General features: G+C 68.7%; 17 protein-coding genes. 8 read left to right on the forward strand and 9 right to left on the reverse strand.

Annotation, left to right across the window (positions count from 1 at the left end; all coding sequences use genetic code 11):
• Positions 1-148: 148 nt before the first annotated feature.
• On the forward strand, positions 149-1090 hold the full coding sequence (locus tag ACPPVW_RS16545) for a COX15/CtaA family protein (RefSeq protein WP_426624160.1): 942 nt from the start codon (positions 149-151) through the stop codon (positions 1088-1090).
• Here the strand turns inward: ACPPVW_RS16545 and ACPPVW_RS16550 are convergent.
• Both ACPPVW_RS16550 and ACPPVW_RS16555 read right to left on the reverse strand, forming a co-directional pair.
• Positions 1064-1606: a GNAT family N-acetyltransferase gene (locus tag ACPPVW_RS16550; RefSeq protein WP_426624161.1), complete on the reverse strand. Its 543-nt coding sequence runs from the start codon at positions 1604-1606 to the stop codon at positions 1064-1066. The two genes, ACPPVW_RS16545 and ACPPVW_RS16550, sit on opposite strands and share 27 nt — an antisense overlap.
• Positions 1607-1641: 35 nt before the next feature.
• Complete coding sequence (locus ACPPVW_RS16555; protein ID WP_426624162.1) at positions 1642-2565, reverse strand: heme o synthase; 924 nt, start codon at positions 2563-2565, stop codon at positions 1642-1644.
• A gap of 372 nt (positions 2566-2937) precedes the next feature.
• Between ACPPVW_RS16555 and tkt the strand changes: the two genes are divergently transcribed.
• The 7 genes from tkt (at position 2938) to ACPPVW_RS16590 (ending at position 11677) form a co-directional block, all read left to right on the forward strand.
• On the forward strand, positions 2938-5031 hold the full coding sequence (tkt, locus tag ACPPVW_RS16560; RefSeq protein WP_426624163.1) for a transketolase: 2094 nt from the start codon (positions 2938-2940) through the stop codon (positions 5029-5031).
• A gap of 34 nt (positions 5032-5065) precedes the next feature.
• The gene (gene tal, locus ACPPVW_RS16565) at positions 5066-6193 is read left to right on the forward strand and encodes a transaldolase (protein WP_426624164.1); all 1128 of its coding nucleotides are present in this window, start codon (positions 5066-5068) and stop codon (positions 6191-6193) included.
• Entirely contained in the window at positions 6190-7818 is a 1629-nt protein-coding gene (locus tag ACPPVW_RS16570; RefSeq protein WP_426624165.1) for a glucose-6-phosphate isomerase, read from the forward strand. Before tal ends, ACPPVW_RS16570 begins: the two co-directional genes overlap by 4 nt.
• A gap of 64 nt (positions 7819-7882) precedes the next feature.
• Positions 7883-9424 (forward strand): glucose-6-phosphate dehydrogenase, encoded by a 1542-nt coding sequence (gene zwf, locus ACPPVW_RS16575; RefSeq protein ID WP_426626329.1) that lies wholly within the window; start codon positions 7883-7885, stop codon positions 9422-9424.
• Positions 9421-10383, forward strand: a complete 963-nt coding sequence (locus ACPPVW_RS16580; RefSeq protein WP_426624166.1) for a glucose-6-phosphate dehydrogenase assembly protein OpcA — start codon at positions 9421-9423, stop codon at positions 10381-10383. The genes zwf and ACPPVW_RS16580 overlap by 4 nt, the downstream gene beginning before the upstream one ends.
• Positions 10380-11150 (forward strand): 6-phosphogluconolactonase, encoded by a 771-nt coding sequence (gene pgl / locus ACPPVW_RS16585; protein WP_426624167.1) that lies wholly within the window; start codon positions 10380-10382, stop codon positions 11148-11150. The genes ACPPVW_RS16580 and pgl overlap by 4 nt, the downstream gene beginning before the upstream one ends.
• An 83-nt stretch (positions 11151-11233) precedes the next feature.
• On the forward strand, positions 11234-11677 hold the full coding sequence (locus ACPPVW_RS16590; protein ID WP_426624168.1) for a hypothetical protein: 444 nt from the start codon (positions 11234-11236) through the stop codon (positions 11675-11677).
• Between the two features lie 86 nt (positions 11678-11763).
• On the opposite strand, the gene ACPPVW_RS16595 is transcribed toward ACPPVW_RS16590, so the two are convergent.
• From ACPPVW_RS16595 to whiA, 7 genes are all read right to left on the reverse strand, one after another.
• Positions 11764-12129, reverse strand: coding sequence for an RNA polymerase-binding protein RbpA (locus ACPPVW_RS16595; protein WP_426624169.1), 366 nt, complete (start codon positions 12127-12129; stop codon positions 11764-11766).
• 27 nt (positions 12130-12156) lie between these two features.
• Complete coding sequence (gene secG, locus ACPPVW_RS16600; RefSeq protein ID WP_055915982.1) at positions 12157-12402, reverse strand: preprotein translocase subunit SecG; 246 nt, start codon at positions 12400-12402, stop codon at positions 12157-12159.
• A gap of 93 nt (positions 12403-12495) precedes the next feature.
• A complete protein-coding gene (gene tpiA, locus ACPPVW_RS16605) occupies positions 12496-13299 on the reverse strand; it encodes a triose-phosphate isomerase (RefSeq protein WP_426624170.1) in 804 nt (267 codons plus the stop codon).
• The gene (locus ACPPVW_RS16610; protein ID WP_426624171.1) at positions 13287-14504 is read right to left on the reverse strand and encodes a phosphoglycerate kinase; all 1218 of its coding nucleotides are present in this window, start codon (positions 14502-14504) and stop codon (positions 13287-13289) included. Before ACPPVW_RS16610 ends, tpiA begins: the two co-directional genes overlap by 13 nt.
• A gap of 14 nt (positions 14505-14518) precedes the next feature.
• Complete coding sequence (gap, locus tag ACPPVW_RS16615; RefSeq protein WP_426624172.1) at positions 14519-15523, reverse strand: type I glyceraldehyde-3-phosphate dehydrogenase; 1005 nt, start codon at positions 15521-15523, stop codon at positions 14519-14521.
• Between the two features lie 102 nt (positions 15524-15625).
• Positions 15626-16252: a superoxide dismutase gene (locus tag ACPPVW_RS16620; RefSeq protein WP_426624173.1), complete on the reverse strand. Its 627-nt coding sequence runs from the start codon at positions 16250-16252 to the stop codon at positions 15626-15628.
• A gap of 113 nt (positions 16253-16365) precedes the next feature.
• Positions 16366-17346 (reverse strand): DNA-binding protein WhiA, encoded by a 981-nt coding sequence (gene whiA / locus ACPPVW_RS16625; RefSeq protein ID WP_426624174.1) that lies wholly within the window; start codon positions 17344-17346, stop codon positions 16366-16368.
• Positions 17347-17353: the final 7 nt, after the last annotated feature.

A 17353-nucleotide genomic window follows, 5' to 3' on the forward strand; every position in this document is an offset into this window, starting at 1 on the left:
CCCGGCCGCCGGCGAGGAAACACCGGCGGACACGCGCACAGTCGCGCGTTTCTCGAACCCACCAATTCTACAGGTGCGGAGCGGTAATAGTAGAGGCGCGCCTGCAGGTTGGCCGAGTATCGAACGAAAACTGAGGAATTCAGGAACTATGAAGCGCATCATCGCGTGGCTGCCCGACCGTGTCGACGTGCGGCTGAAGGTCATCGCCTGGGTCTATCTCGTGGGCCAGATCGTCCTGGTCGGCACCGGAGGCCTCGTCCGGCTGACCTCCTCGGGGCTCGGCTGCCCGACCTGGCCGAAGTGCACGGCCGACTCGGTCGTGAACACACCCGAGATGGGCATCCACGGCTTCATCGAGTTCGGCAACCGTGTCCTCAGTGCCGGCTTGGGCGTGGTGGCGATCATCGCGTTCATCGCGATCCTGCGACTTCGCACAGAACGCAAGGACCTCTTCTGGCTGACGCTGCTCGCGGGCCTCGCCATCCCGGCCCAGGCCGTCATCGGCGGCATCTCCGTCTGGAGCGGACTGAACCCCTACGTCGTCGGCCTCCACTTCATCGTGTCGATCGTGCTGGTCGCCCTGTGCACCGCCTTCGTCGTCCGGGTCTACGCGGTGCCCGGACCACGCGTCCGCGCCGTGCCCGGCTGGTACGCCGGCGTCGCGCACCTCACCAGCTTCTTCGTGGCGCTCACCATCGTGTTCGGGATCCTCACCACAGGGTCGGGTCCGCACGCAGGAGACGCGAATGCGCCGCGCAACGGGCTCAACCCGGAGATCCTCGAGCACGTGCACGCGATCCCGGCCTACGTGACGTTCGCGCTGACCCTCGTGCTGGTGATCGGAGGCTGGCGCATCCGCACCACACCGGTGCACCGCTTCACGCTGCTCCTGCTCGCGGTCGAGCTGGTGCAGATCGCAGTCGGCCTCATCCAGTCGAACACCGGACTGCCCGGCATCCTCGTCGGCATCCACATGATGCTGGCGGCCACGCTGGCCGCATCCATGACCGCGGTCATCCTGTCGTTGAAGGCCCCGGCCCCACGCAACGAGGTCGCAGCGGGCTCAGCCGCGGAGTCCGTCGCGGCTTAGTTCCCCCCTCAGCGACTGCCGCTGCTCTCCGCGGAAGTCGATCGTATGCGGTTCGACGCCCGAGAAGTCGAAGCCGACTGCCTCGGCCAACCTCCTGCTCACCTCATTGCCCGGCAGGTACTCCCAGTGCAGCCGTTCGAAACCGAGCCCCTCAGGGTCGAGCGCATGCGCACACACTGCGGTCAGCGCCTCCGTCATCACCCCCCCTCTCCGAGCGGCCGGTGTGAGCCAGCAGCCCAGGGAGGCCGCCCCGGGAGCGTCATCGCGCCGGACCTCGACGACGCCGATCAGCGGACTCGTCTCACTCTCGCGGATTCCCCACACCGTGAAGCGTCCGCTGGCCAATCCGTGCGGGACGTACGAGCGCACGAAGAATTCCGCGCTCTCGCGCGTGTACGGCTCCGGAAGAGGAATCCAGCGCAGGATCTCGGGATCGCTGCAGGCTGCGAAGACGGCGGGGATGTCGGTCTCCCGCGGCGTGTCGAGCACGAGCCGCGCCGTCCTCAGCGCCTGCACGCTCAGAACGGTAGCAGCGGACCCTGGCGTGGGGCTTAGAACGGAAGCAGCGGATCGATCGCGACGGCGAGGAAGATGAGGGTCAGGTAGGCGATGGAGCCGTGGAAGACGCGCATCGGCGAGACGCGCTCGTGCCGGATCGCGAGGTTGTAGAGCCGGTGCGACTCGTACAGGAACCAGCCGCCCGCCCCGATCGCGACCGCCGCGTAGACCAGGCCCATGTGGCCGATCGGGATGAGCAGCAGCGAGCAGGCGACCATCGCCCACGCGTAAAGGATGACCTGCAGGCCGACGACCGTGCGCCCGCGCACCACGGCCAGCATGGGCACCCCGGCCTCCTTGTAGTCTTCGCGGTACTTCATCGAGAGCGGCCAGTAGTGCGGCGGCGTCCAGAGGAAGATGATGCCGAAGAGGATGACGGGCGGCCAGGCGAGCGAGCCGGTGACGGCGGCCCAGCCGATCAGCACCGGCATGCAGCCGGCGACGCCGCCCCAGACGATGTTCTGGGCGGTACGGCGCTTCAGGATCAGCGTGTAGAAGACCACGTAGAGCAGGATGGCGCCGACGGACAGCGCGCCGGCCAACCAGTTCGTGAAGAAGCCGAGCACCAGAACGGAGGCCGCGCCGAGCGCCCACGCGAAGACGAGCGCCTCGCGGTCGCTCAGCTCGCCGGTGACCAGCGGGCGGTTCTTGGTGCGCCGCATCACGCGGTCGATGTCGCGGTCGATGTAGCAGTTGAACGCGCCGGCCGAGCCCGCGGACATGTAGCCGCCCACGACGGTGGCCAGCACGAGCCAGAGATTCGGGACGCCGTTCGCGGCGAGGATCATCGTCGGGACGGTCGTCACCAGGAGCAACTCGACGACCCGGGGCTTGGTGAGGGCGATGTACGCCTTGACCTTGCGCGCGACGCCGATGCGGCTCGCCGGCTCGACACGGCTCTCTACGGCGACGTCCATTGCTCCTCGGTGTTGATCGAAAACGTAGTGCTCGAAATCGGGGTGTCCTGACCCGCGTCACACGGTGTCCCCGGCGACTGTGCGGATTGTTACAGACCACGCCAAGTCTACGGCACCGGCGCGGTTCCCCTGTCTTTCGCGCCTGTGCGCCGCCTGGTAGCGCACCGACCTGCAGGAACACCCCGTGTTTCGTGCGTGTTACCTATACTTGGAGGTGCTCGCCAGCCGGAGCCCCTTCCGTCCGACCTCCATTTGTTAGGACTGTGACGGAGAACGCGACCGGCGCCGATGACGTCCGCGGCGCGCACTACCTCAACCGGTGCGGGTTCCAGAGACGGCCCTCACCACTTTCTACGAAGGGTCAGTTTTCACGTGGCAGCTCTGCAGTGGGATCCCATTGACAACAAGGCAGTAGACACGGTGCGCGTCCTCGCGGCCGATGCGGTGGAGAAAGTGGGCAACGGGCATCCCGGCACCGCGATGAGCCTCGCCCCCGCCGCATACCTGCTGTTCCAGAAGGTGATGCGCCGCGACCCGCACGACCAGCACTGGCTCGGACGCGACCGCTTCGTCCTGTCGGCCGGCCACAGCTCGCTGACCCAGTACATCCAGCTCTACCTCGGCGGCTACGGCCTCGAGCTCGACGATCTCAAAGCGCTGCGCACCTGGGGCTCGCTCACGCCGGGTCACCCGGAGTACCGCCACACCGACGGCGTCGAGATCACGACCGGCCCGCTTGGCCAGGGCATCTCCTCGTCCGTCGGCTTCGCCTACGCCCAGCGTTTCGAGCGCGGCCTGTTCGACCCGGACGCCGCGCCGGGCACCAGCCCCTTCGACCACTTCGTCTACGTCATCGCCAGCGACGGCGACCTGCAGGAGGGCATCAGCTCCGAGGCCTCCAGCCTCGCCGGGCATCAGCAGCTCGGCAACCTGATCGCGATCTACGACGCCAACCAGATCTCCATCGAGGACGACACCAACATCGCCTTCACCGAGGACGTCAAGGCGCGCTACGAGGCCTACCACTGGCACGTGCAGGTCGTCGACTGGAAGAAGACCGGCGTCTACGAGGAGGACGTGCAGGAGCTGCACCAGGCCATCGTCAACGCCCAGGAGGTCACCGACAAGCCGTCGCTCATCGTCCTCAAGACGATCATCGGCTGGCCGGCCCCGAAGAAGCAGAACACCGGCAAGATCCACGGCTCGGCGCTGGGCGCCGACGAGCTGCGCGCCGTCAAGGAGGTGCTCGACTTCGACCCCGACCAGACCTTCGAGGTCGCCGAGGACGTCATCGAGCACACCCGCAAGGCCGTCGAGCGCGGCGCGCAGGAGCATGCCGAGTGGCAGAAGGGCTTCGACGCCTGGGCCGCGGCCAACCCCGAGCGCAAGCAGCTGCTCGACCGCCTGCTCTCCGGTGAGGTCCCCGAGGGCCTCGCGGACGCGCTTCCGGTCTTCGAGCCCGGCAAGGACGTCTCGACCCGCGCCGCCAGCGGCAAGGTGATCAACGCGATCGCCGGTGTCATGCCCGAGCTGTGGGGAGGCTCGGCCGACCTGGCCGAGTCGAACAACACCACCATCGACGGCGCCGCCTCGTTCGTTCCCACCGAGCACTCGACGCACGAGTGGACCGGCAACCCGTACGGCCGTGTGCTGCACTTCGGCATCCGCGAGCACGCGATGGCCGCCATCCTGAACGGCATCGTGCTGCACGGCCCGACACGTGCCTTCGGCGGCACGTTCCTGATCTTCAGCGACTACCAGCGCCCGGCGATCCGTCTGGCCGCTCTCATGCAGGTGCCGTCGATCTTCGTGTGGACGCACGACTCTGTCGCGCTCGGCGAGGACGGCCCGACGCACCAGCCGATCGAGCAGCTCTCGACGCTGCGCGCCATCCCGCACCTCGACGTCGTCCGCCCGGGCGACGCCAACGAGGTCGCCCACGCGTGGAAGACCATCCTCGAGCGCCGCGGCGGCCCGGCCGGCATCGCGCTGACGCGCCAGAACATCCCGGTGTTCGAGCGCGGCGACGGCGAGGCCACCGGCGACACGCTGGCTTCCGCCGCCAACGTCGCCAAGGGCGCGTACATCCTGGCCGAGGCCCCCGGCGGCACACCCGACGTGCTGTTCATCGCCACGGGCTCCGAGGTGCAGATCGCGCTGGAGGCCCGCGAGGTGCTCCGCGGCGAGGGCATCAACGCGCGCGTCGTCTCGGCTCCCTGCCTCGAGTGGTTCCACGAGCAGGACGCCGCATACCAGGAGAAGGTGCTCCCGGCGGACCTCAAGGCCCGCGTCTCCATCGAGGCCGGCCTGGCGCTCGCCTGGGACAAGATCGTCGGCGACCACGGCCGCAGCGTCTCGATCGAGCACTTCGGTGCGTCGGCCGACTACAAGACGCTGTTCCGCGAGTTCGGCATGACCACCGAGCACGCCGTCGCCGCAGCCAAGGAATCGCTCGCGTCGCTCTGAGCGCGGGCACGGAAGAAGAGAAGAAGAGAACACGATGACCGACACCACTTCCACCACCGCCTCCCCCACGGCCGCCCTCTCGGCCGCCGGCGTCAGCATCTGGCTGGACGACCTCTCGCGCGAGCGCATCGCGACGGGCGGCCTCCAGGCGCTGATCGCCGAGCGCAACGTCGTGGGCGTGACCACCAACCCGACGATCTTCGCCACAGCGCTCTCGAAGGGCGAGGCCTACGCCGACCAGGTGAAGGCCCTCGCCGCGGCCGGCACTCCGGTCGACGAGGCGATCTTCGAGATCACGACCGATGACGTCGCCGACGCGAGCGACATCTTCCACGCGGTCTTCGAGGCCAGCAACGGCGTCGACGGCCGTGTCTCGATCGAGGTCGAGCCCGGCCTCGCGCACGACGCGCACGGCACGATCGAGCAGGCCAAGAAGCTCGCCGCCAAGGTGGACAAGCCCAACGTGCTCATCAAGATCCCCGCGACGGTCGAGGGCCTGGAGGCCATCACCGAGACCATCGCCGCGGGCATCAGCGTCAACGTGACGCTGATCTTCAGCCTCGAGCGCTACCGCCAGGTCATCGACGCGTACCTGACCGGCCTCGAGAAGGCCAAGGCCGCTGGCATCGACCTGTCCGGCATCCAGTCGGTCGCCTCGTTCTTCGTGTCCCGCGTGGACACCGAGGTCGACAAGCGACTGACCGCCGTCGGCACCGATGAGGCGCTCGCGCTCAAGAGCAAGGCCGGCGTCGCGAACGCCCGCCTCGCCTACGAGCTCTACGAGCAGGAGTTCGCCACCGACCGCGCCAAGGCCCTCGTCGCCGCCGGCGCGAACGAGCAGCGCCCGCTCTGGGCCTCCACGGGCGTCAAGGACCCGAGCCTGCCCGACACGCTGTACGTGACCGAGCTCGTCGCCCCGAACACCGTCAACACGATGCCCGAGAAGACCCTCGAGGCGACCTTCAACCACGGCGAGATCGCCGGCGACACGGTCACCGGCAACTACGCCGACGCGAAGGGCGTGCTCGACGCACTGGCCGGCCTCGGCATCGACTACGACGACGTGACCGCCACCCTCGAGCGCGAGGGCGTCGACAAGTTCAACGTCTCGTGGGACGAGCTCGTCGAGACCGTCACCAACGCGCTGGAGGCCGCCAAGTGACCTTCCGCATCCACGTGACCGGCGCGGCGGCCCAGGCCGTCGCGACGGTCGTGCCGCAGCTCGTGGCCGACCACGTCGCCTCCGGCATCACGGGACAGGACCCCGCTCTCTGGGGCCCCGACGCCGAGGCGGAGGCCTCCAAGCGGCTCGGCTGGACCGAAGCCGTCGCGATCTCCCGGCCGCTGGTCGCCGAGATCGTCGAGCTGCGCAAGAAGCTGCACGCCAAGGGCGTGAACCACATCGTCCTCGGCGGCATGGGCGGCTCCTCGCTCGCCCCCGAGGTCATCACGCGCACGGCGGAGGCCGAGCTCACGGTGCTCGACTCGACCGACCCCGGTCAGGTCCTGTCCGCGCTCCGCGACCGCCTGCAGGCCACCGCGGTCGTCATCTCCTCCAAGTCGGGCTCGACTCTGGAGACCGACAGCCAGCGCCGCGTGTACGAGAAGTGGTTCCGCGATGCCGGGATCGACCCGGCCGAGCGCATCGTCGTCGTCACCGACCCGGGTTCGCCGCTGGACCAGTCGGCGCGCGAGGCGGGATACCGCGTGTTCAACGCCGACCCCAACGTGGGCGGCCGCTACTCGGCGCTCACCGCGTTCGGGCTCGTCCCGTCCGGTCTCGCCGGTGTGAACATCTCCGAGCTCCTCGACGAGGCGGAGGCGACGCTCATCGAGCTCGCCGTCGACAATGCCGCGAACCCGGGCCTCGTGCTCGGCGCCGCGATCGCCGGCACCAACCCGCTCAAGGACAAGCTGGGCATCGTCGCCGACGGCACCCACATCGTCGGGTTCGCCGATTGGGCCGAGCAGCTGATCGCAGAGTCGACCGGCAAGCAGGGCACCGGGCTCCTCCCCGTCGTGCTCGACACGCTCGCGCCCGAGCTGACGTCGAAGCCGGACGACCTGCAGGTCGTCCGTCTCGTCGCCAACGCGGAGGCCCACCACCTGTTCCCCGCCGACCGGCACGCGGGCGAGGTCCTCGTCTCCGGCAGCCTGGGCGCGCAGCTGATCGTCTGGGAGTACGCCACCGCGGTCGCGGGGCGCCTGCTCGGCATCAACCCGTTCGACCAGCCGGACGTGGAGGCCGCCAAGGTCGCCGCGCGCGCGCTGCTCGACAACCGCCCCGAGCCCGCCGCGCCGGCGTTCACCGTCGGCGGTGTGGAGGTGCGCGCCACGGGAGCCACCTCCCCCGATCGAAGCTGGCTGGGCGCCGCGTCGACCCTTGACGGCGCCGTGGACGCCCTCCTCGCCCAGCTCGGGCCGGACGGCTACGTCGCTGTGCAGGCCTACGTCGACCGGCTCGCGCTCCCGCAGCTCGCGGGCATCCGCGACCTGCTCGCCGCGAAGGCAGGCCGCCCCGTCACGTTCGGCTGGGGCCCGCGCTTCCTGCACTCGACCGGTCAGTTCCACAAGGGCGGCCCCGCCGTCGGCGTGTTCCTGCAGATCACGGCCGCAGCCCCGGAGGATCTGGAGATCCCGGACCGTCCGTTCACCTTCGGCCAGCTCATCCAGGCCCAGGCCGCCGGCGACGCGAGCGTGCTCGGCGAGCACGGCCGTCCGGTGTTGACCCTGACCCTCTCGACCCCCGAGGCGGACGTCGTCTCGCTGTTCGAAGCCGTCAACTGAGGCAGTGTTGTCCAAGGAGGCTGTGTTGTCCAAGGAGACTGTATTGTCCAAGCCGATCGGGGCGATGTCGCCGGTGGAGATCACTCCGGAGTTCAACCCGCTGCGGCTGCCCTCCGACCGCCGCCTCAACCGCATCGCGGGTCCGAGCAGCCTCATCATCTTCGGAGTGACGGGTGACCTGTCGCGCAAGAAGCTGATGCCGGCCGTCTACGACCTCGCGAACCGCGGCCTCCTGCCGCCCGGGTTCTCGCTGGTCGGGTTCGCGCGGCGCGACTGGGAGGACCAGGACTTCGAGAAGGTCGTCTACGACGCGGTCAAGCAGTACGCTCGCACACCGTTCGACGACGACGTGTGGAAGCAGCTCGCTCAGGGCATCCGCTTCGTGTCGGGCGAGTTCGACGACGCGGAGGCCTTCCAGCGGCTCAAGCAGACGGTGGAGAAGCTGGACGTCGAGCGCGGAACGATGGGCAACCACGCGTTCTACCTGTCGATCCCGCCGAAGGCGTTCCCGCTCGTCACCGCGCAGCTGAAGAAGTCGGGGCTCGCCGACCAGTCGGGCACCGGCTGGCGGCGCGTCGTGATCGAGAAGCCGTTCGGCAGCGACCTCAAGACGGCACGCGAACTCAACCACGTCGTCGAGTCGGTCTTCCCACCCGACTCGGTGTTCCGCATCGACCACTACCTCGGCAAAGAGACCGTCCAGAACATCCTGGCGCTGCGCTTCGCCAACGAGCTGTACGAGCCGATCTGGAACGCCAACTACGTCGACCACGTGCAGGTCACGATGGCCGAGGACATCGGCGTGGGCGGCCGTGCCGGCTACTACGACGGCATCGGCGCAGCGCGCGACGTCATCCAGAACCATCTCCTTCAGCTCCTCGCCCTCACCGCGATGGAGGAGCCGATCTCGTTCGACGCCGCCGACCTGCGCGCCGAGAAAGAGAAGGTCCTCGCGGCCGTCCGGCTTCCCGCCGACCTCGCCACGTCGACCGCCCGCGGTCAGTACTCGAACGGCTGGCAAGGCGGCGAGAAGGTCGTCGGCTTCCTGGAGGAGGACGGGATGAACCCGGACTCCACCACGGAGACCTACGCCGCCATCAAGCTGGAGATCGGAACCCGCCGCTGGGCCGGCGTCCCGTTCTACCTGCGCGCGGGCAAACGCCTCGGCCGCCGCGTCACCGAGATCGCCGTCGTGTTCAAGCGTGCGCCGCAGCAGCTGTTCGCCGAGTCGCAGACGAGCGCCCTCGGCCAGAACGCGCTGGTGATCCGCGTGCAGCCCGACGAGGGCGTGACGATCCGCTTCGGCTCGAAGGTGCCGGGCGCCGGCATGCAGGTGCGCGACGTCAGCATGGACTTCGGCTACGGCCACGCCTTCACCGAGGCGAGCCCCGAGGCGTATGAGCGGCTCATTCTCGATGTGCTGCTCGGCGACCCACCGCTGTTCCCGCGGCACGAGGAGGTCGAACTCTCCTGGAAGATCCTCGACCCGATCGAGGAGTTCTGGGCGACGCAGGGTCAGCCCGAACAGTACCGCCCCGGAACCTGGGGCCCGAAGTCCGCCGACGAGCTCCTCGCCCGCGACGGCCGCGTCTGGAGGCGCCCATGATCGTCGATCTGCCCGACACCACGACGAGCAACATCTCGAAGGCTCTCGTCAAGATCCGTGAGGAGGGCGGCGCTGTCGCCCTCGGCCGGGTGCTGACGCTGATCATCGCCACCCACCTCGGTCAGGAGGAGGAGGCCATCGAGGCCGCCAACGACGCCTCCCGCGAGCACCCGATGCGCGTCATCGTGGTCTCCACCGAAGAAGAGCGCAGCCAGACCGACTCGGGGCGTCTCGACGCTCAGATCCGCGTGGGCGGCGACGCCGGCGCCAGCGAGGTCATCGTGCTCCGCGCCTACGGCGAGACGGCCAGCGACGAGGAGGGACTGGTCACCGGCCTCCTTTTGCCGGACGCCCCCGTGGTGGTCTGGTGGCCGGGGATCGCGCCCGCGCGAGCGTCGCACTCCCCCCTGGGCCGCATCGCCACGATCCGCATCACCGACGCGTCGGCGCAGCCGAACCCGCAGGAGGCGCTGTTCCACCTGGCCGAGACGTACGCTCCGGGTGACACCGACTTCGCCTGGACCCGTCTGACCCTGTGGCGCGCGCAGCTCGCCGCGGTGCTCGACCAGCCGCCGTACGAGCCGATCACGTCGGTCGACGTCGCCGGCGCGGCCGACTCGCCCTCCACCCTTCTGCTCGCCGCGTGGCTGCGGCTGCAGCTCCAGGTGCCGGTGCACTACGATCTCGCCTCGCGCGCGATCGGCTCCGGCGGCATCCACGGCGTGAAGATGGAGCGCGCGTCCGGCACGATCGAGCTCGAGCGCGAGGTCCCGAACGTGGCGCGGCTCTCCCAGCCGGGGCAGCCGACGCACGATCTGTCGCTGCCGCGCCGCAGCCTCCGCGACTGCCTGGCGGAGGAACTGCGTAGGCTAGACCCTGACGACCTCTACGGTGAGGTCATCACGAAGGGTCTCGCACTGCTCGAGACCTCCGACGAAGGAGCGGGCACGACAGCATGACGAACGAACGGCGGGTGCTCGTCCACCCCGACAAGGAAGCCCTCGCCGCGTCAGTGGCCGCACGCTTCCTCACCAAGACGATCGACATCCTCGACGACCTGGGAGCGGCGAACATCGCGCTCACGGGCGGCACGATGGGCATCGCCGTGCTGGAGGCGGTCAACTCCTCCCCCGCACACGACACCATCGACTGGTCGAAGGTGCACTTCTGGTGGGGCGACGAGCGGTTCGTCGAGAAGTCGAGCGGGGAGCGCAACGAGCGCCAGGCGCGCGAAGCGCTCCTCGATCACCTCCCCGTCCCGCCGGAGAACATCCACCCGTTCCCCGCGTCCGATGAGATCCCAGACCTCGACGAGGCCGCAAGCGTCTACGCCGCTGAGCTGGCGGCGTTCGCCCCCGACGGGCAGGAGTTCCCCCGCTTCGACATCACGTTCCTCGGTGTCGGCCCCGACGGACACATCGCTTCGCTGTTCCCCGACCGAGCCGGCATCCGCGAGACGGAGGCCACGGTGGTCGCTGTGCGCGACTCGCCCAAGCCCCCGCCCGAGCGGCTGAGCCTCACCCGGCCCGTCCTCAACGCCTCCGACCGGATCTGGCTGGTGCTGTCGGGAAGCGACAAGGCCAGCGCGCTCGGACTGGCACTCGCCGGCGCGAGCTATACCGAGGTGCCGGTCGCCGGCGCCAAGGGCCGCAAGCGCACGGTGTTCTTCGTCGACAAGGAGGCCGCCGTCGACGTGCCAGAGAACCTGATCGCCCCGAGCTACTGACACGGAATCTCATCCCTCAGACGGACGACGAGTCGCGATATATCTGATGTGATCGTCAGACTGGCTCTTCGAAAGGAAACAGGATGAACCCGACCACGATCCGACGACTGTCGGCAGACATCGCCTTGGCGTTGCCCTTTGCGGTCGTCGTCTTCGTCGTTCTCGCGGCAGCGACCCGCAACACGGGAGTGGCCGTCGGAGGGATCGCCGCGGTGATCGCCGTCCAGGTCGCTCTTCACCGACTCGCGGTGCGCGCGGCGCGGCGGCTGCACTCGCCGGCTCTGCCCTGGTGGCTGTGGGCGACCGTGACGATCAGCGCCTGGGTCGCGGTCGCGGGACTGGCCTCAATAGCGGCGCACATGAGCAATGTTCAAGTCGGCGTCGACGACTCGTTCCTGATCGTCCCCGCGATCATTGCGGGCGCAGTCGGCATCGCCGCCGCCATCGCCTCCGTCGTTCTCAGCGGGCGCATCGGCATCGCTCTCCTCCGGGAACGTCGGGCGACAGGAGATGCCATCTCACACTGACACGCCCAACTGCGCATTCAGACGCCAGAAGCCCCGCCGGTCATCGGACCGGCGGGGCTTCTGCGTGCGTTGCGCTGTCGTGTGCGTTAGTTGCTCGTGGGCTTTCCGCGGCGGGCGCGCAGCTGGTTGAGGGCGTCTTCGAGCAGCTGCTCAGCCTCCTCCTCCGAACGACGCTCCTTCACGTAGGCCAGGTGCGTCTTGTAGGGCTCGGCCTTGGCGACCGACGGCGGGTTCTCCTTGTCGCGGCCCGCCGGGAGACCGGTCGACGGGGAGTCGATCACATCCGGAATCTCCTCTTCGGGCAGGTTCGCCGCGAAGTACCGCACGGTCTCGTTGCCGAGGGCGTCCCAGTACGAGATCGCCACGCGCTCGGCGTGGAATCCGCGGTCCTGTTCGCCCATGGGGCCCGCGCCAACGCGCGAGCCGCGGATGGCGCTTCCTCCGGATGCCATGCTTCTCCTCTGGTGAAGGCGCGCCGGTCAGGCGCTGAACTTGGTGATGAGCCCGAGGACCACGATGCACGTGATCCAGATGAGCCCGAGGATGACGGTGATGCGGTTCAGGTTGCGCTCCGCGACGCCCGAGGCGCCGAGATTGGAGGTGACCCCGCCGCCGAACATGTCGGAGAGTCCGCCACCGCGTCCCTTGTGCAACAGGATGAGGAGCGTCAGCAGGAGGCTGGTGATGCCCAGCAGAACCTGCAGGACGACCGTGAGAATCTGCACGCTAGACCTTTCAATGCGACCGGGCGGCGCCCGGCAAAATCAACCACCAGTATAACCGGCCCACGCCGCTACGGCTCGCGCCGCCGCGGAGCGTCAGAGTCCGACGTGCTTCTGGTAGCGGATGATCGCCGAGAACTCGGCCACGTCGAGACTCGCGCCGCCGACGAGGGCGCCGTCGACGTTCGGCTCACGCATGAAGCCGGCGATGTTACCCGACTTGACCGAACCGCCGTAGAGGATGCGCGTCTTGGCCGCGACGTCGTCGCCGAGCAACTCGACGATGACGGCACGCAGAGCAGCGGCGACCTGCTCGGCCTGCTCGGGCGTGGCCGCCTGGCCCGACCCGATCGCCCAGACCGGTTCGTAGGCGACGACGAAGTCGGCCGCCGAGTCGACCGAGGCGAGCGCAGCGCGCAGCTGAGCGACCGGCACGGCGCTGGCACCGTGCGTCTCGAGGTCTTCCGCCGTCTCTCCGACGCAGATGATCGGGGCGATGTTGCGCGTGATGGCCTGGGCGACCTTCGCCGCGACCTGCTCGTCGGTCTCGTTGTGCAGCGTGCGCCGCTCCGAGTGGCCGATGATCACGTAGCGCGACTCCAGGGCGGCGAGGAACGACGCCGCGATCTCGCCCGTGTATGCGCCCGAGTCGTGCTCGGACACGTCCTGACCGCCGAACGCGATCGGGAGCTTGTCCGCGACGACGAGCGTCTGCACACTGCGCAGGTCGGTGAACGGCGGGAAGACGGCGACCTCGACGGCCGCGTAGTCGTGCCCGGCGTCCTTGAGGGTCCACGCCAGCTTCTGGACGACCGCGATCGCCTGCAGGTGATCGAGGTTCATCTTCCAGTTGCCCGCGATCAGCGGCACGCGCCGCACGGAACCGTTCACTGCTGCCATCCGAGGACCTCCAGACCCGGCAGGTGCTTGCCCTCGAGGAATTCGAGGCTCGCACCGCCACCGGTAGAAATATGACCGAACTGATCGTCGGAGAAGCCGAGGGCGTGCACGGCGGCCGCCGAGTCCCCTCCTCCGACGACGCCGAGGCCGTCGACCTCGGTGAGCGCCTGGGCGATCGCCTTCGTGCCTGCCGCGAACGGCGCGAGCTCGAAGACACCCATCGGGCCGTTCCAGAACACCGTGTGTGCCGCGCGGATGTACTCCGAGAACAGCTCGCCCGTCTCCGGTCCGATGTCGAGACCCAGCCCCGCGGAGCCCCACTCGGTGTCCTCGATCCCATCGATCGGGCGCACCAGGTGCTCCGCGTCGGCACCGAACTTCGACGCCACGACGACGTCGCGCGGCAGCACGATCGTCACACCGAGCTCCTCGGCCGTGGCCAGGTAGCCCTTGACGGTGTCGATCTGGTTGGCCTCCAGCAGGCTCGAACCCACCTTGTGGCCGAGGGCGGCGAGGAAGGTGAAGAGCATCCCGCCGCCGATGAGCAAGGAGTCCACACGCGGCAACAGGTGCCCGATGACGCCGAGCTTGTCGGAGACCTTGGAGCCGCCGAGCACGACCGCGTACGGCCGCTCGGGGTTCTCGGTGAGGCGGTCGAGCACGTCGAGCTCGGTCGCGATGAGCGTGCCCGCGGCGCTCGGAAGCGCCTTGGCGAGCTCGTACACGCTGGCCTGCTTGCGGTGCACGACACCGAAGCCGTCGGAGATGAAGGCGTCGCCGAACGTCGCGAGCTTGGCCGCGAAGGCTTCGCGCTCGGCGTCGTCCTTGGCGGTCTCGCCCGGGTTGAAGCGCAGATTCTCCAGCAGGGCGACGTCGCCGTCGTGCAGGCCGGCCACAACGGCCTCCGCGCCGGCACCGACGGTGTCTTGCGCGAAGGTCACCGGCTTGCCCAGCAGTTCAGAGAGCCGCTGGGCCACCGGCGCCAAGCTGTACTTCGCATCGGGCGCGCCCTCCGGACGGCCCAGGTGGGAGATCACGACCACCTTCGCGCCCTGATCGATCAGGGCGTCGAGGGTGGGAATCGACGCTCGCACACGACCGTCGTCCGTGATCGCGCCGTCCTGAAGAGGGACGTTGAGATCACAGCGGACGACGACGCGTTTTGCCGCGAGCGAACCGAGTGAGTCGAGGGTGCGGAGCGTCACGTCGGTCGCGGAGGTTAGAGGCGCTCGGCCACGTACTCGGTCAGGTCGACGAGACGATTGGAGTAGCCCCACTCGTTGTCGTACCAGCTCGAGAGCTTGACCTGGTCGCCGATGACGCGCAGCAGACCGGCGTCGAAGATCGACGAGTGCGGGTCGGACACGATGTCGGAGGAGACGATCTCGTCTTCGGTGTACTTGAGGATGCCCTTGAGAGGACCCTCGGCGGCCTTCTTGTACGCCGCCTTGACCTCGTCGACGGTGACCGGGCGCGAAGAGGTGACGGTCAGGTCGGTGATGGAGCCGGTGGGGACCGGCACGCGCAGCGCGAAGCCGTCGAGCTTGCCCTTGAGCTCCGGGAGGACCAGGCCGATCGCCTTGGCGGCACCGGTGGAAGTCGGGACGATGTTGACCGCGGCGGCGCGGGCACGGCGGAGGTCGCTGTGCGGGCCGTCTTGCAGGTTCTGGTCGGCGGTGTAGGCGTGGACCGTGGTCATGAGACCGCGCTCGATGCCGAACTCGTCGTTGAAGACCTTGGCGAGCGGCGCCAGGCAGTTCGTGGTGCACGACGCGTTGGAGATGATGTTGTGGTTCTCCGGGTCGTACAGGTGCTCGTTCACGCCGATGACGAACGTGGCGTCCTCATCGGTGGCCGGGGCAGAGATGATGACCTTCTTGGCGCCCGCCTCGATGTGCTTCCTGGCGTCGACGGCCTTGGTGAAGCGGCCGGTCGACTCGATGACGATGTCGACGTCCAGGTCTCCCCACGGGAGATTGGCTGGGTCGCGCTCCTCGAGCACCTTGATCGGCTTGCCGTTCACGACGATGCTGTCGCCCTCGAGCTCGACGGTCGCGTCCAGACGGCCCGTGATCGAGTCGTACTTGAGCAGGTGCGCGAGCGCCTTGTTGTCGGTGAGGTCGTTCACCGCGACGATCTCCAGGTCGCTGCCCTTGGCGAGGGCTGCGCGCAGGTAGTTGCGACCAATGCGACCGAACCCGTTGATTCCGATCTTTACGGACACAGATGTCTCCCGTTGCTTGATGGGTGCGCCGAACGGCGCGGTGTGGGTATTTTCAGGCGGACGGCGGCGTCCCGGGAGGCTCCCTCCCGGGACGCCTACCCGCTACGACAGTAGCAGCAGACCCGAGGTCTTCTCGCGCGCCGTGACAAAGCGGTCGGCCACATCGCCCCAGTTGGTGATGTTCCAGAACGCCTTGACGTAATCGGCCTTCACATTGACGTAGTCGAGGTAGAAGGCGTGCTCCCACATGTCGAGGAGCAGCAGCGGGATCGTGGCGGCCGCCAGGTTGCCCTGGTGATCGTAGAGCTGCTCGATGATGAGCTTCTGACCCAGCGAGTCCCACGCAAGGATCGACCAGCCGGAGCCCTGGATGCCGAGCGCCGAGGCCGTGAAGTGGGCGCGGAACTTGTCGAACGAGCCGAAGAACTCGTCGATCGCGGCGGCCAGCTCGCCGGTCGGCTTGTCGCCGCCCTCGGGCGAGAGGTTGTTCCAGAACACGGTGTGGTTGACGTGTCCGGCAAGGTTGAACGCCAGGTCTTTCTGGAGCTTGTTCACATTCGTGAGGTCGTCGGCGTCGCGCGCCTCCGCCAGCTTCGCCAGAGCGGTGTTCGCACCGTCGACGTAGGCCTTGTGGTGCTTGTCGTGGTGCAACTCCATGATCCGGCCGCTGATGTTCGGCTCGAGCGCCGAATAGTCGTACGGAAGGTCGGCGAGCGTGTAGTCAGCCATTACTCATCTCCACAGTTGTTCTTCTTCGAGACCCGATTCGGGCGACTTCTTCAGTCTAGTGAGGGCGATCCGCCGGCCGCGGGTTCGTTCCGGCCGGCCACCCACTGCGGAAACTACACCTCATCCAGGTCGGCCGGGAGGTTGGCGTCCGTTCCGGGGATGTCGAGCTCCGTGGCTTTCTTGTCGGCCATCGCCAGCAGCCGGCGGATGCGGCCGGCGACCGCGTCCTTGGTCATGGGCGGGTCGGCGTTGTGGCCCAGCTCGTCCAGGCTCGCATCGCGGTGCGCGAGGCGCAGCGCCCCCGCGTAGCGCAGGTGCTCGGGGACGTCGGGGCCGAGGATCTCCAGAGCGCGCTCGACGCGCGCGCACGCTGCGACGGCCGCCTGAGCCGAGCGGCGCAGGTTGGCGTCGTCGAAGTTGACCAGCCGGTTCGCGGTGGCGCGCACCTCACGGCGCTGCCGCAGCTCCTCCCAGTTGGCGACGGTCTCCGCCGCCCCCATCTGCACGAGCATCGCACTGATCGCCTCGCCGTCGCGGATGACGACGCGGTGCACACCGCGCACCTCGCGCGCCTTGGCGGAGACGCCGAGCCGGCCGGCGGCCCCCACCAGGGCCATCGCCGCCTCGTTGCCCGGGCAGGTGACCTCCAGAGCAGCGGAGCGCCCGGGGTCGGTGAGGGAGCCGTGCGCGAGGAAGGCCCCGCGCCAGACGGCGGCGAGCTCGTCGCGCGAGCCTGTGGTCAACCGGTTAGGGAGGCCGCGGATCGGCCGGCGGCGGGCGTCGAGGAGGCCTGTCTGGCGCGCGAGGGTCTCGCCGCCCTCCAGCACCCGGACGAGGTACTGGCCGGTTCGCCGGACGCCGGAGGCGGAGATCACCGAGACCTCGCTGCGCACGCCGTAGAGCTCGGCCAGGTCTTTGCGCACGCGACGGGCGAGCTCGGGCGTGTCCAGCTCGCTCTCGACCGCGATGCGTCCACCGATCAGGTGGAGGCCGCCCGAGAACCGCAGAATCGTGGCCAACTCGGCGGCGCGGACGGTCGTCTTGCTGACTTCGACCTTCGTGAGTTCGTCTTTGACGTCGGCGGTGAGAGCCAATCGGATT

Origin of the sequence: Leifsonia sp. McL0607 (genome assembly GCF_049993355.1) — a bacterium.
GTDB lineage: Bacteria > Actinomycetota > Actinomycetes > Actinomycetales > Microbacteriaceae > Leifsonia.